This is a genomic window from Halomonas sp. MMSF_3323, from assembly GCF_030733595.1.
GTDB lineage: Bacteria > Pseudomonadota > Gammaproteobacteria > Pseudomonadales > Halomonadaceae > Halomonas > Halomonas litopenaei.
The window spans coordinates 34,639-48,234 of sequence record NZ_JASHIT010000013.1 but is presented as its reverse complement, the minus strand read 5'-3'; the positions used below and the strand labels follow the sequence as shown (position 1 = coordinate 48,234).

Genomic DNA, 13,596 nt, shown 5'->3' with positions numbered 1-13,596 from the left:
TAATAACGAAGTGGACGTTTAATTCCGGCATGGCATAATGATGCCCGTTGTCATCGCCCGTTGTTCACTCTGGAGTCCACCGTCATGAGCCCTTCCCAGTTGCCTGCCCACAGTGGCTTTCCGGCCGGTAGCGTGAGTCTCGTCGGTGCCGGTCCCGGCGATCCTGAGCTTCTGACCCTGCGAGCCTGGCGGCGACTGTGCGAGGCCGAGGTGGTGCTGCACGATCGACTGGTCAGTGAGGAAATCCTGGCGCTGGTGCCGGCATCGGCGGATCGCTACTACGTCGGCAAGGCTCGCTCCGATCACAGCCTGCCCCAGCAGGACATCAATCGCTCGCTGGTCGACTGGGCTCGTCAGGGCAAGCGTGTGGTCAGGCTCAAGGGGGGCGACCCTTTCATCTTCGGTCGTGGTGGTGAGGAGCTTGAGACCCTGGTGGCCGAAGGCGTTCAGGTGGAAGTGGTACCGGGCATCACCGCGGCTTCCGGCTGCAGCGCCTACGCCGGCATCCCTTTGACCCATCGTGATCACGCCCAGTCGGTGCGCTTTATCACCGGGCACTTGAAGGAAGGGGGTTGCGAACTCGACTGGCGGGCGCTGGCAAGCCCCGGTCAGACGCTGGTGTTCTACATGGGGCTTGGCAGCCTCGACTACATCAGCCAGGGCCTGATCGGCGAGGGACTGAGTCCGGACACCCCGGTGGCGCTGGTCGAGCAGGGAACTACCCAGCGCCAGCGCGTCCATCTATCCAGCTTGGCTAATTTGCCGAAGTTGAATGATCGGGATATCATTCGACCGCCCACCTTGATCATCGTCGGCAGCGTGGTTTCGCTGCACGAGCAACTGGCCTGGTTCGATCATGCGCAAGCGGGGAGTCGTGGGTGGATGCACGGCAAGCATCCGTCACCCCGAGAACGTTCTTCGGATTGAACGTGCGCCATCGCTGGAGACTTCGCACCAGGCTCTGAATCCCCGCGTCTCGCGGGTCACCTGAGGTGAAGATGATGTTGTCCATTTCTCTGCGTCGTATGCTGTCCGGTCGATCGACCATGGCCGCCTGGGCGGCCGCCGTTGTTCTGGCCATGGCGTCGCTTGCGAGCGCGCCGGCAATGGCCCGTGACGACGGAGAGGTTGCTTCCCAGCGCGGCCAGGCTTCCTACTACAGTGATCGCTTCCAGGGGCGTCGAACCGCCAGCGGCGAGTCCTTCGACCAGCAGGCGCTGACCGCCGCCCATCGCAGTCTTCCCTTCGGTACCAAGGTGCTGGTCACCCGTCGTGATACCGGCCAGAGCGTCGAGGTCGAGATCAATGACCGCGGCCCCTTCGTCAAGGGACGGGTCATCGACCTGTCCAAGCGTGCCGCCCGCGAGCTAGGCATGCTCAAGCGCGGCACCGCGCCGGTCCTTCTGACCTACCTGCCCGGAGCGTGACCCGGGGCACCAACAGGGGCCACAAGCATCGGTACGTCGAAACGAAGATGTGCGATCGCAGGTGATCGACCAAGGCCCGCCAGGCAAGCCTGGCGGGCCTTGTCGTGTCTGCGCAACGATAGCAGGGCGCATCGTCACCGCGAGAACTGCTCGATCGCCCGGGTATCGACCGGCTGATCGTGAAATTCGCGCTGCCAGCGGGCGAGCAGGGCGGTGCGCTTCAACTCATCGAGGGTCGCCAGCAAGCCGGGGCTCAGAGGAATCGGCCTCAGGCCGTCAGGGTAGTCGCGGCGCATGGCGGTGGCGGTGCCCGGGCCATCCAGTTGGGGGTGCAGGGCGCCGAGTTCGCCGGCCTCGGCGATGACCCTTTGGCCGTCGGCGCTCAGCAGGTAGTCGATAAAGCGGCGCGCTGCCCCCGCGTGCGGCGCCTGGCGAGGCACGAAGGCCAGACGTCGAATGACCAGGGCATAGTCGTCAGGAATCACCAGCCTGAGCTCGGGGTCATCGGCGATCCTTTCCCGGGCATAGCTGCCCAGCACGTTGTAGGCGATGTCGTAGCGACCCTGCCTGAGGCCTTCCAGCATGGCGCCTGTGGTATTCACCAGGGCGGTATCTGCCTTGCCCAGCGCCGCCACAAGGTCCCAGTAGCGCGGGGACAGGCGTGACTCCTCGATGGCGTAGGTGTAGCCGGCGCCGCTGGAGGTGGGGTCGTAGGTGACCAGGCGTCCTTGCAGCGGCGAGCGCGCCTCGGCCAGCAGGCCGAGCAGATCGGCGCGGCTGTCGACGGGGCCGAGGCGCTGCTCGAGACGGCGGCTGACCACCATCACGATGGGTTCGAAGGTAAAGGCAAACAGCTCCTGACGCCACTTGGCCGTGTCCGGCCAGCGCTGGGTGATGGCGGTGTCGATGCTCTGGGCGTGACCCTCGTTGACCAGCAGGTACTGCCAGGGCATGGCCGACGAGATGACCACATCGGCCTCTGCCGGGGCGTCGAGAAAGCGCTGATGCACGTCCAGCGTCGAGAAGTTGCGGTAGGTGATGGTGTAGCGCGGATTACGACGATGGAAGTCCTCGAGTAGCGGCAGGGCGTAGGGGATATCCAGGGCCGCGTGGATCACCAGCGCATCTGACGACTCTCCTGTACCTTCGAAGGTGACCTCATCGTAGGCTGGCTGCTGCGAGGCGTTCCCCGGGTATGCCTCGAGGGGGGAGTCGGCCCCTGCCTCGGGTATGGATTGCGCCAGGGACTCATCAGGCAGAAGCGACCACAGCGCCAGCGACGCCACCAGCGTGACAACGGCGGTCATCCAGGGGGGCAGCGCAAGGGTGCGGGATATCATGGCTGGCTCCGTGAAGGGGCGGACGTCGATCCCTTGTCGACGCCTTCGCCGAATTGCAGGCTGACTCGCAGGCCCGGCGGTGGTGCTTCCCGGGCGTCACCGAGGCTCAGTCGAGCGCCGTGGGTGCGGGCGATGCCGTCGACGATGGCCAGGCCCAGACCCGAGCCTTCGCTGGTGTGCTCACCGCGGTGGAAGGGGCGCAGTACCAGCAGTCGACGCTCGTGGGGGATGCCCGGGCCGTCATCGACGACCGCCAGCGCGATCGGGTCGGCGCTGACCTCGACGGTGATGTGCCTGGCACCGTAGTGGCAGGCGTTGTCGATCAGGTTGGCCAGCGCCTCGCCCAGCTGCCAGTCGAGCCCCCGCACGTGCACCGGTGCCTCTGGCGCTTCCAGTCCAAGGTCGACGCCGACGCGCTGACAGCGTTGCCAATGGGCCATCACCGCCTCACGGGCGACCTGAACCAGATCGGTGGGGGCCAGTTCGGGCTGGTACTCGGGATTGTCCAGGCGGGTCAGTGACAGCAGTTGCATGGCCAGGCGCGAGGCGCTCTGGCTGGTGGTCTGCATGGCGCCCAGGGCCGAGTGCCAGATGGCGGGGTCGTCCTGGCGCAGGGCCAGTTCGGCCCGGGCGGAAAGCCCCGCCAGGGGGGTGCGGAGCTGATGCGAGGCGTCGCCGATAAAGCGTTCCTGGTTGGCCTTGACCCGACGCATCCGTGCCAGCAGCTCGTTGACGGTGTCGCGCAGCTCGGCCAGCTCTCGCGGCAGCGGCAATTCCAGCGGTGCCAGGGTGCGCGGATCACGGGTGCGTATCTGGCGTCGCAGTCGTGTCAGCGGTGCCAGCGCCAGGCGAATGGCGATCAGCAGGGCGGCCACCGACAGCACCGCCACCGCCAGCAGGTAGGCGAGGCTCTGGCGAAACAGCTCGCCGCTGAGCGCGTCGCGCCCCTCGCGCGTGTGGGCGACCCGGATCTCGAAGGGCTCGCGCAGGCGCCAGTCCTCAAGCCGAGAGCGGCGCACGCCGAGGCGCAGAGGCATATCGTGGTAGTCAACGTCGCCATAGACGACGTCGCTTGCGTCCTGGGCGGCGCCTTCGATGCCGGGCAGGTTGGCGTTACCGGTGACCCGCTCACCGCGAGCGTCCACCAGGGTATAGAACACCCGTTCGTCGTGGCGCGAGGCGAGCATTTCCAGGGCCGCCGGGGGCAGATCGAGCCAAAGGCGATCGTCCTGCCACTGGGCCTGTTCGGCGATCGACAGACTGGCGGCGTCGAGCAGTCGGTCGAAGGCCCGGTCGGCGGTCTGGCGAGCGTCCAGCCAGGCCCGCCACAGCACCACCGAGCCGACGATCAGCATCGGCAGCAGCAGCCAGGTCAACAGTCGGCGGTGCAGTGAATCCCCGCTCATGGTGCTTCCAGCAGGTAGCCGAGACCGCGCACCGTGCGCAGGTTCACTCGATGCCCCTGAAGGCGCTTGCGCAGACGATGCACGTAGACCTCGATGGCATTGTCGCCGAGTTCCTCCTCGCCGAAGGCTTCACGCACCAGGGTAGCCTTGTCCACCGGCTGGCCGGCGTGTCGCATCAGGCACCCCAGCAGGCGCTGCTCTCGCGGAGGCAGTGCCAACGCCTCGTCGCCCAGGCTGAAGCGCTGGGCCAGGCTATCGAAGCTGAGTTCGCCCACGGTGATCAGGCCGGAGGGGGCGCGGCGACGCATCAGGGCGCGTACCCGGGCCTCCAGCTCCTCCAGCGAGAAGGGCTTGGCCAGGTAGTCATCGGCACCCAGGTCGAGCCCTCGCACGCGATCTTCTACCGCGCCGCGAGCGGTGAGAATCAGCACCGGGGTCGAGCTGTCGTGGCGCCTCAACGCCTCCAGCACCTCCAGGCCGCCGAGCCCAGGAAGGTTCAGATCCAGAAGTACCATGTCCAGTCGGTGATTTCCCTGGAGGCGGTCGCGGGCGTCGATGCCGTTGTCGAGATGCACAACCTCGTGGCCTGCGATGCCGAGGGCATCGACCAGGGTCTCGGCCAGAAGCCGATCGTCTTCCACCAGCAGCAGTGTCATGCGCGCCTCCCTTGGGTGTCCCGCTGATCGATCAACTGTGTCACCGCCTCGTCGAGCCGTGTCGCGGCGGCCTGTGTGTCCAACCGTCCCTCGGGCCCGGACAGGGCCAGCCAGAGTTCGTGACGACCTTCCAGTGGCAGCCGCCGACACACCATGATGCCTCCCGCAAGGGCCGGCGCCGGAGCGTCGGTGTCGCGAAGGGGCCACTGGCTGCCGGGAACAAGGTCATGGCGCAGGCTCTGATCGGGCAGGGCGGCCAGGCGACAGTGAACCACGCCGGCGGTCACCTCGAGCAGGCTGGCGGTGTCGCCGAGTTGTCGCGCCAGGCCGTCGAGCAGCGGCTGGATCAGCGCCGCGAGATCGCGACTGGGGGCGTGGCGACGGGCGAGGCGCACCGGAGCACCGCCAATGCGCCAGCGGCCATCCTCTCCACGCTGGGTGTAGTCGAAGCGTTCCAGCGAGGCCAGAAGCCTGAGCAGGGTGCTCTTGTAGAAGCCGGTGGCGTCGGCCAGTTCTGCCAGACTGAAACTATCCTGAGGAGTATCGAAGACCTCCAGGACCGAGAGGGCCCGTTCGACCGCCTCGACGCGATCCTGTGCCATGTGAACCTTCCTGTCGGTGATAGCGAATGATGTCGCTGGCATTCAACTTTGGTCGGAATTACGCGATCGCGCGTTGACCCGGATGCTGTCCGGGCTTAGCTTTCCATCCAAGGGAACGACGTTCTGCCTTACAGAATTGTAAGCCAGGTGTCAGTTTCCAACAAGTGGAAATCTCGGCGCCGTCTCGGCGTCAATCGCGACGGGATGTCGGCTCGTGCCTCCTGTCAGCAGACAACAACAGAGGACTTCGTCATGTCCATGAACACGCCAGTCAAACTGATCGCCATCGCTGCCATCACCGGTGCAGCCAGCACTGCCGTTGCCTTTGAGCCCGAAGGCAAGGTCGAGTGCCTGGCGCCTGCCGACCCGGGCGGCGGCTGGGACTTCACCTGCCGCAGCGTCGGTACCGTGCTCGAAGAGCTGGACCTGGTGCCGCGCGGTGTTCAGACCGTCAACATGGCCGGTGCCGGTGGTGGCGTGGCTTACGCTCACACCGTCAGCAAGCGCGCCGGTGATGACCAGCTGCTGGTCGCGGCTTCCACCGCCACCACCACACGCCTGGCCCAGGGGCAGTTCCCGGGAATGACCGCCGACATGGTCAACTGGGTCGGCGCCCTAGGGGCGGACTATGGGGTCATCGCCGTCAGCGCCGACAGCGAGTACCAGGACCTCAACGCCATCATGGACGCGATCAAGGAAGACCCGCGTGCGGTGAAGTTCGCCGGTGGCAGCGCCAAGGGCGGCTGGGATCACCTCAAGGTGCTGATCGCGGCTCAGGCCGCCGGCGTCGAGAACCTGCCGAGGATCCCCTACCTGTCCTACAACAACGGCGGCGAGGCCATGACCCAGGTGGTCGGCGGCCACGTGGACGCCTTCACCGGTGACATCACCGAGGCCCAGGGTTTCATGGAGTCCGGAGACCTGCGCGTGGTGGCGGTACTGTCCGAGGAGCGTCTGCCGGGCGAGTTCAGCGAGATCCCCACCGCCAAGGAGCAGGGCATCGACGCCGTGGGTCCGAACTGGCGCGGCTTCTACATGCCGGCGGATATTCCTGAAGACGCCAAGCAGTACTGGGTCGACGCCATGGACACCATCTACGAGAGCCAGGAGTGGAAGGACGTCATGGAAAGCAACGGCCTGATGCCGTTCCACATGAGCGCCGGTGAGTTCGAGACCTTCGTCAAGGAGCAGATCGCCGACATCAACCAGCTCTCCAAAGATATCGGACTGATCCAGCAATGAGCATGTTCAACGACCGCGTATTCGGGGTCTTGATGATCGTCCTGGCCGTCGCGTACGGCTGGGGCGCCACCCAGTTTCCCGAACCCTTTGGCGGGGCCGAGGCGGTAGGCCCCGAAACCTTCCCCTACCTGCTGGCCGTGGTGCTGGGGCTGTCCAGCCTGTACATGGTGGTGCGCCCGGATCCTGACAATGCCTGGCCCTGGAGCCGCACCGGCGTCGAGCTGATCATCGCCCTGGTGGTGCTGGTGCTCTACGCGGCCCTGCTGCAGCCGCTCGGCTTCATCCTGGCGACCCTGCTGGCGGTGGGCACCCTGTGCTGGCGCATGGGCGCGCCGCCGGTCAAGGCCTTCATCGTCGGCGGTATTTCCGGCGTGGTGGTATTTCTGATCTTCAACTTTGCGCTGGACCTGCCCCTGCCCCTGGGTGTGCTGTCCTTCCTGGAGGTGGGCTGATGGAAACCCTTGGCTACCTGATCGATGGCTTCGGGGTGGCGCTCGCCCCGCATAACCTGATGTTTGCGCTGCTGGGCGCCTTTCTCGGCACCCTGATCGGCGCGCTGCCCGGACTCGGCCCGGCCAACGGTGTGGCGATCCTGATCCCGCTGGCCTTTACCCTTGGGCTCAAGCCCGAGACCGCCCTGATCATGCTCACTGCGGTCTACGCTGGCGCCATGTACGGCGGGCGTATCTCGTCGATTCTGTTGAATATTCCCGGTGACGAGCCGGCCATGATGACCTGCCTCGACGGCTATCCGATGGCCCAGAAGGGCAAGGCCGCCGAGGCCCTGGCGATCTCCGCCATAGCTTCCTTCATGGGCAGCCTGATCGCCACCGTGGGCCTGATCCTGCTGGCGCCGATCCTGGCCGATTTCGCCCTGACCTTTGGTCCTGCGGAATACTTCGCGCTGTTCCTGCTGGCCTTCGCGACCCTTGGCGGTATCACCGGCAAGAACCCGATGAAGACCGTGGTGGCCGCCTGCATCGGTCTGATGATCGCGACCATCGGTATCGACAATACCGGGGTGCAGCGCTACACCTTCCAGGTGCTCGAACTTTACGAGGGTGTCGACTTCATCATCGCCATCGTCGGCCTGTTCGCCATCTCGGAGCTTCTGTTCTTTATCGAGGACCGTGCCGGCAAGGGCAAGAAGACCATCAAGGTCAACAAGCTCAAGCTTTCCTGGGCCGACATCAAGGGCATCATGCCTTCGAGCATCCGTGGCGGCATCCTCGGCTTTATCGCCGGCGTACTGCCGGGGGCCGGTGCTTCGCTGGGCAGCTTTATCGGCTACACCCTCGAGAAGAAGGTGGTCGGCAAGAAGGGCTACTTCGGTGAAGGTGACCCGCGCGGCGTGGCCGGCCCCGAGGCTGGCAACAACGGCGCTTCCAGCGGTGCCCTGGTGCCGATGCTGACCCTGGGCGTCCCGGGCAGCGGCACCACCGCGGTGCTGCTGGCGCTGCTGATCTCGCTGAATATCACCCCTGGCCCGCTGATGTTCACTCAGAACGCGGACATCGTGTGGGGGGTGATCGCGGCGCTGTTGATCGGCAACTTCCTGCTGCTGGTGCTCAACATTCCGCTGGTCGGTATCTTCGTCAAGCTGCTGTCGGTGCCGCCGATGTACCTGCTGCCGATCGTCACCATGGTGGCCTTCGTCGGCATCTACTCGATCTCCAACACCACCTTTGATCTGTACTTCATGGTGGCCTTCGGGGTCGGTGGCTACATCCTCAGGAAGCTCGAGATCCCACTGGTGCCGGTGATCTTGGGTCTGCTGCTTGGCCCGGAGATGGAGAAGAACCTGCGCCACGCCATGGACATCTCCGACGGCGACTGGACGATCCTGTGGGACAGCGGCCTGGCCATCGGCCTGTGGCTGTTCGCCGGTCTCGGCCTGATCCTGCCGTACATTGTCGGCCCGATCCTGAGAAAGCGCATGGAGGTTCAGACCGGCCACACCACACCGGGCGATTGAGCGACCCCGCTCCCGGTGGTTGAAGAAGGCCTTCGGGCTCGACTCGACTAACGACCTTGGGCGCCCCGATGGGGCGCCCTTTTTTTGTGTGCATCATGACCGTGCGGGCGTATGCGGAGGCATATCAGCCCGCTGGCTGGTGTTGTCGGTCATCGATCCAGGCCCTGGCCAGCCAGCCGCCGGCCTCGGCGATCCGCTCCGGTGTCGAGCCGGCGTAGCCCAGCACCAGCCCAGGCATGGCGTCAGGCGCCAGGTAGTGACCCGATAGCGGCGACAGGGTGACGCCCTCGCGCCGTCCGCGCTCGATCAGGCGTTGCTCCTGTGCCCGTGAGGCGAGCCTTGCCACCAGGTGCATGCCGGCCTGGCCGGCCGACAGTTCAAGTCCTTGCTCTACGGCAGGCGCCAGGGCCTCGCGCAGGCATGCCTGGCGCTGTCGATAGCAGTGGCGCATGCGCGCGATGTGGCGAGAGAAGTGTCCCTCGACGATAAAGTCTGCCAGCGCTGACTGGGAGACGTACTGGCCTTCCCGGTGCAGTCGCGCGTTGGCGCGGCGAAAGTCGTCCACCAGGGCCTCGGGAAGTACCAGGTAGCCGAGCCTGAGGCCCGGGTAGAGTACCTTGCTGAAGGTGCCGACGTAGAGCACCGGACCGCCCCCGGCCAGCCCCTGCAGGGAGGCCACCGGCGCGGTGGTATAGCGAAATTCGCTGTCGTAGTCGTCCTCGATGATCAGCGCGCCGTGGTGGCGGGCGAAGTCGAGCAGGGCGAGACGTCGTGCCACCGGCATCGTCACGCCGCAGGGGTACTGATGCGAGGGGGTGACATAGATCAGTCGCGGTGGCGGGCTATCTGGGGCGAGAGCCTCAGGCTGCATGCCCTGTGCGTCCACCGGCACCGGGACGGGCGTTAGCCCGGCCATGTTGAAGCAGGCCTTGGCACCGGCATAGCCGGGATCCTCGACCCAGACGCTGTCACCGGGGTCGGCCAGCAGGCGGGCGATCAGCTCGAAGCCCTGCTGGGCGCCCTGGGTAATGAGGATCTGATGTGGTTGGCAATTGACCGAGCGCGATAGACGCAGGTAGTCACACAGCGCCGTCTTGAGGGCGTGATGCCCGCCGCTGGTGGCGTAGCCGAAGGCATCCAGGCTGGCCTGGTGGCGATGGCGCCGTAGCAGGCGCTGCCACGCCTCGCGCGGGAACAGATCGAGGGCGGGGACGCCCGGGGCGAAGGCATCCCGGGAGCCCTCCATCTCGCCGCAGCTCTCTAGCAGGCGCTGACCTCGCCGAGAATGCCAGCGGCTCGCCTGGATGGGGGCGCCGGGCAACGGGCTGGGTTCGGGCAGTGCCAAAGACGCCACGAATAGCCCGGCCCCCGGGCGCGCCTCGACGAAGCCTTCCGCCACCAGGCGGTCCATGGCGGCAAGCACCGTGTTGCGGCCGATGCCGAGGTCCGCGGCCAGCCGTCGAGACGAGGGCAGGGCGCTGGCGGCGGGCAAGTTACCTTGCTGTATCCACTCGCGCAGGGCCGCGTACAGGCGCTGGGACAGCGAACCCGACGGGGGTTCGGCGGCGGGTGGCGCCAGGCGCATGGCCAGCGCTTCGGTGATCCACTCGGCGTGACGGTGAAGGCTGGGCACTGGTTCCCCTTTTCTGGACAGTATTGGTTCTTATGGTGGGACCACTATTGCGCAAGACTGGGTGCCTGTCATCCCGACGAGCCGGTGCGCCTCTGGCCAGCCGGCGCACACGACCGCCAATGTGAAAGGTGACTCATGAACCATGTTCGTCCTGCCTGTATCGCCGATCTACAACCCCTGAGTGAGCTGCTCGATGGCTACCGGGTGTTCTATTCACAGGAAAGCGACATCCAGGCTGCCCGCGACTTTCTCCAGACGCGCTTCGCGCTCGCCGACTCGCGCCTGCTGGTCAGCGACAACGAGGGTGTGCTCGAAGGCTTCGTTCAGCTCTATCCGACGCTATCCACGGTACGGGTGGGACCGCGCTGGACCCTGGCCGACCTGTTCGTGGCGCCCGAGGCGCGTGGCAAGGGGATCGGCCGTGAGCTGATGGCGGCCGCCGCGAACCTGGCGAGGGAGCAGGGTGTCGGGCAGTTGACGCTCAATACCCAGACCCACAACCACACCGCCCAGGCGCTCTATGAGTCACTTAACTGGCAACGCAACGACGCCTTCTACGCCTATACCCTGAACCTGGATGACCCTGCGGGCACTTAAACTTCTACTTCTCGCAGTCAACATTGATGGATGCCAACCACTCTGAAGGAGCACGTGACCCTTGTATCAGCCAAGACACTTCGCCATGACCGACGAAGACGCCATGATGGCGGTGGTCCGAGCCTATCCCTTTGCGACCCTGGTCACCGACGGTGACCAGGGGGTATGTATCGACCACCTGCCGCTGATGGTCGAGCAGACGTCCCAGGGCAAGCTGGTGCTGCGTGGCCATATCGCCCGCGCCAACGCCCTCTGGCGGCTGGGTGAGGGTGAGCGAGCAGACGCGGGAGCGATCGAGGCGGTGGCGATCTTTCATGGCCCCGACGCCTATATTTCGCCTGGCTGGTATCCCGACAAGCGCCGCCATGGTCGCGTGGTGCCGACCTGGAACTACCAGGTAGTGCATGCCCATGGCCGGCTCGCCTTCCAGCGTGAAAGCGATTGGCTCACCTCGCACCTGACGTCGCTGGTCGATCGCTTCGAGGCGGGCCGGGAAGCGCCCTGGGCGGTGGACGACGCCCCCGAAGACTACCTGGAGGGGATGCGTCGTGGCATTGTGGGGGTGGAGCTCGAGGTGACGCGCCTGGTGGGCAAACATAAGGCGAGTCAGCACAAGCCTCAGGAAGAACGCGAGGGCATCCGCGAAGGCCTTCGAGGGGATGGGCGTTCGGCTTGTGACGCTGCCGTGCTGTGTGGCGATCAGCAGCGATGATTCCACCTGCTGGGGCAGCAACGATGGGGCAACAACGATGGAGCAAGGACGCGAGATGAATGACTGCCTGAGACAGGCAACGCTCGAGGACGCCGAAACGCTGGCCGCCCTGGGGCGCAGGAGCTTTTACCAGACCTTTGCCGACTTCTACTCGAAAGCGACCATGGAGCGCTATCTGAGTGATGCCTTTGACCTTGGGCGGGTTCAGCGCGAGCTGGCCTGCCCACAGTCGCGATTCTGGCTGCTGGAAGAGGCCGGCCGCAGCGAGACGGGTGAAGCGGGAAAGGAGCGCGAGGGCGTTGCCAAGGGGCCCGTAGCGGTCGGCTATCTCAAGCTCAACTGGGGGGAGGCCCAGACCGATTTGAGCGAGCACAATGGTCTCGAGATCGAGCGCATCTATCTGCTGGCCGAGTCCCAGGGCCGAGGGCTTGGCAAGATGCTGTACGACAAGGCCATCACCGAGGCGCGAGAACAGGCCAGGGCCTTCGTCTGGCTGGGCGTGTGGGAAAACAATCATCCCGCCATCGCCTTCTATCGCTCCCGGGGCTTTGTCGAGGTAGGCACCCACAGTTTTCAGATGGGCGATGTGGTGGACAGGGATCTGATCATGCGGCGTGATCTCTGACGTAGCCATCGCCATCGCCATCGCCATCGACCATAAGGTCCCATGGATAGAACATCGCTGCACCACGATACTGCGAGGCCACCATCAATGGACAACAACAAGACGAGGGAATCTCTGTGAGTTATCGAATTGCCACCATCGCTGGTGACGGTATCGGCCCGGAGGTCGCGGGCGCCACGGTGCAGGTACTGCAAGCGCTGCTGGGCAGCGACGTGCTACGTTTCGACTGGCTCGACGGTGGGGCGGGGCACTATGACAAGACCGGCGAGGTGCTGCCCCAGTCGACGCTGGACGCCTGTCGGGCCAGTCACGCCATCCTGCATGGCGCCGCCGGGCTGCCGGGGGTGACCTACGACGACGGGACCGAGGTGGGCAACGACCTGCACCTCAAGCTGCGCTTCGGACTGGACCTTTACGCCAACGTGCGTCCGATCCGCCTGCTGCCCGGGGTCGAGTCGCCGTTGAGACACCATCAGCCCGGTACCATCGACTATGTCATCGTGCGCGAGAACACCGAAGGCCTCTACGCCAGTCGCGGCGCAGGGGTGGTGCTGCGAGACGAGATGGCAAGCGACAGCCTGGTGATCACCCGCAAGGGCACCGAGCGAGTCGCGCGCTTCGCCCTGGAGCTGTCACGGCGACGTCAGGGCGCACCGAAGGACGGCAAGCGGCGGCTTACCGTCTGTGACAAGGCCAACATCCTCAGAAGCTACGCCTTCTTCCGTCGGGTATGCGACGAGGTAGGCGCTGAGTTCAACGACGTCGAACTCGACTACGCCTACGTTGACGCCATGACGGTACACCTGGTCAAGCGCCCGGACTTCTATGACGTGATCGTTGCCGAGAATCTGTTCGGTGACATCATCTCGGACCTAGGGGCGGCCACCGTCGGCGGGATGGGGGTGTCGCCGTCTGCCGAACTGGGCGATCGCCACGGTCTGTTCCAGGGGGCCCACGGCAGCGCCCCGGATATCGCCGGGCAGGACGCCGCCAACCCCATCGCCACCCTGTTGTCCGGGGCCATGATGCTCGAATGGCTGGCGGTGGAGCACGCCGACGATCGTCTGTCTGACGCCGCCGGTCGGTTGCGTCAAGCGGTGGACGGCGTACTGTCCGATGGCCGGTATCGGCCCCGGGAATTCGGCGGCGATACCGGCTGCAGCGCCTTTTCCGAACAGGTGCTGCGACAGCTCGAGGGCTAGGCGCTGTCCGAAAAGTCGACGAGCGAAGGTTAGACAAGGCAAAAATCGGTGAGAAAGCGCAGTTTACGGGGTGTAAATGAGCATTTTGATCCGATTTTTAACGCCGTATTACCGAGCGCAGGCACTTTTCAGACAAGCCCTAAGCCTTGTCGTTGAAACGGTCTGGTGCTTGGCCCCGT

At 65.4% G+C, this 13,596-nt stretch carries 14 protein-coding genes; 9 read left to right on the top strand and 5 right to left on the bottom strand.

The genetic code is table 11. From position 1 onward, the window contains the following. Positions 1-84 precede the first annotated feature (84 nt). Positions 85-927, top strand: coding sequence for a uroporphyrinogen-III C-methyltransferase (gene cobA, locus RBB39_RS08655; protein WP_045994011.1), 843 nt, complete (start codon positions 85-87; stop codon positions 925-927). A 179-nt stretch (positions 928-1,106) separates the two neighbouring features. Then, the gene (locus tag RBB39_RS08650; protein ID WP_371931866.1) at positions 1,107-1,427 is read left to right on the top strand and encodes a septal ring lytic transglycosylase RlpA family protein; all 321 of its coding nucleotides are present in this window, start codon (positions 1,107-1,109) and stop codon (positions 1,425-1,427) included. Between the two features lie 134 nt (positions 1,428-1,561). On the opposite strand, the gene RBB39_RS08645 is transcribed toward RBB39_RS08650, so the two are convergent. The 4 genes from RBB39_RS08645 to RBB39_RS08630 are packed head-to-tail and all read right to left on the bottom strand — an operon-like array spanning position 1,562 to position 5,431. Continuing rightward, positions 1,562-2,767, bottom strand: coding sequence for an ABC transporter substrate-binding protein (locus tag RBB39_RS08645; RefSeq protein ID WP_306169024.1), 1,206 nt, complete (start codon positions 2,765-2,767; stop codon positions 1,562-1,564). After that, positions 2,764-4,173 carry a sensor histidine kinase gene (locus RBB39_RS08640; protein ID WP_306169023.1) on the bottom strand — a complete coding sequence of 470 codons (1,410 nt, stop codon included), beginning with the start codon at positions 4,171-4,173 and terminating at the stop codon, positions 2,764-2,766. The genes RBB39_RS08645 and RBB39_RS08640 overlap by 4 nt, the downstream gene beginning before the upstream one ends. Next, the gene (locus RBB39_RS08635; RefSeq protein ID WP_045994009.1) at positions 4,170-4,829 is read right to left on the bottom strand and encodes a response regulator transcription factor; all 660 of its coding nucleotides are present in this window, start codon (positions 4,827-4,829) and stop codon (positions 4,170-4,172) included. The genes RBB39_RS08640 and RBB39_RS08635 overlap by 4 nt, the downstream gene beginning before the upstream one ends. Continuing rightward, positions 4,826-5,431 (bottom strand): helix-turn-helix domain-containing protein, encoded by a 606-nt coding sequence (locus RBB39_RS08630; RefSeq protein ID WP_213227107.1) that lies wholly within the window; start codon positions 5,429-5,431, stop codon positions 4,826-4,828. Before RBB39_RS08630 ends, RBB39_RS08635 begins: the two co-directional genes overlap by 4 nt. A 252-nt stretch (positions 5,432-5,683) precedes the next feature. Here RBB39_RS08630 and RBB39_RS08625 point away from each other — a divergent pair, with 252 nt between their 5' ends. From RBB39_RS08625 to RBB39_RS08615, 3 genes are read left to right on the top strand one after another with little or no spacing between them, the layout of a single operon-like run. Then, entirely contained in the window at positions 5,684-6,673 is a 990-nt protein-coding gene (locus tag RBB39_RS08625; protein WP_045994007.1) for a tripartite tricarboxylate transporter substrate binding protein, read from the top strand. Further along, positions 6,670-7,125 (top strand): tripartite tricarboxylate transporter TctB family protein, encoded by a 456-nt coding sequence (locus RBB39_RS08620; RefSeq protein ID WP_045994006.1) that lies wholly within the window; start codon positions 6,670-6,672, stop codon positions 7,123-7,125. The genes RBB39_RS08625 and RBB39_RS08620 overlap by 4 nt, the downstream gene beginning before the upstream one ends. Then, positions 7,125-8,648, top strand: coding sequence for a tripartite tricarboxylate transporter permease (locus RBB39_RS08615; protein ID WP_108133069.1), 1,524 nt, complete (start codon positions 7,125-7,127; stop codon positions 8,646-8,648). The genes RBB39_RS08620 and RBB39_RS08615 overlap by 1 nt, the downstream gene beginning before the upstream one ends. Positions 8,649-8,772: 124 nt before the next feature. Here the strand turns inward: RBB39_RS08615 and RBB39_RS08610 are convergent, their stop codons facing one another. Then, on the bottom strand, positions 8,773-10,233 hold the full coding sequence (locus RBB39_RS08610; protein WP_306169034.1) for a PLP-dependent aminotransferase family protein: 1,461 nt from the start codon (positions 10,231-10,233) through the stop codon (positions 8,773-8,775). Positions 10,234-10,416: 183 nt separating this feature from the next. Here RBB39_RS08610 and RBB39_RS08605 point away from each other — a divergent pair, with 183 nt between their 5' ends. The 4 genes from RBB39_RS08605 to RBB39_RS08590 all read left to right on the top strand — a co-directional run bounded on the left by RBB39_RS08605 (position 10,417) and on the right by RBB39_RS08590 (position 13,417). After that, entirely contained in the window at positions 10,417-10,878 is a 462-nt protein-coding gene (locus tag RBB39_RS08605) for a GNAT family N-acetyltransferase (RefSeq protein WP_306169022.1), read from the top strand. A gap of 61 nt (positions 10,879-10,939) precedes the next feature. Next, positions 10,940-11,590: an FMN-binding negative transcriptional regulator gene (locus tag RBB39_RS08600; protein ID WP_306169021.1), complete on the top strand. Its 651-nt coding sequence runs from the start codon at positions 10,940-10,942 to the stop codon at positions 11,588-11,590. 55 nt (positions 11,591-11,645) lie between these two features. Next, the gene (locus RBB39_RS08595; protein WP_306169020.1) at positions 11,646-12,215 is read left to right on the top strand and encodes an N-acetyltransferase; all 570 of its coding nucleotides are present in this window, start codon (positions 11,646-11,648) and stop codon (positions 12,213-12,215) included. A gap of 116 nt (positions 12,216-12,331) precedes the next feature. Continuing rightward, complete coding sequence (locus tag RBB39_RS08590) at positions 12,332-13,417, top strand: isocitrate/isopropylmalate dehydrogenase family protein (protein ID WP_253029533.1); 1,086 nt, start codon at positions 12,332-12,334, stop codon at positions 13,415-13,417. Positions 13,418-13,596: the final 179 nt, after the last annotated feature.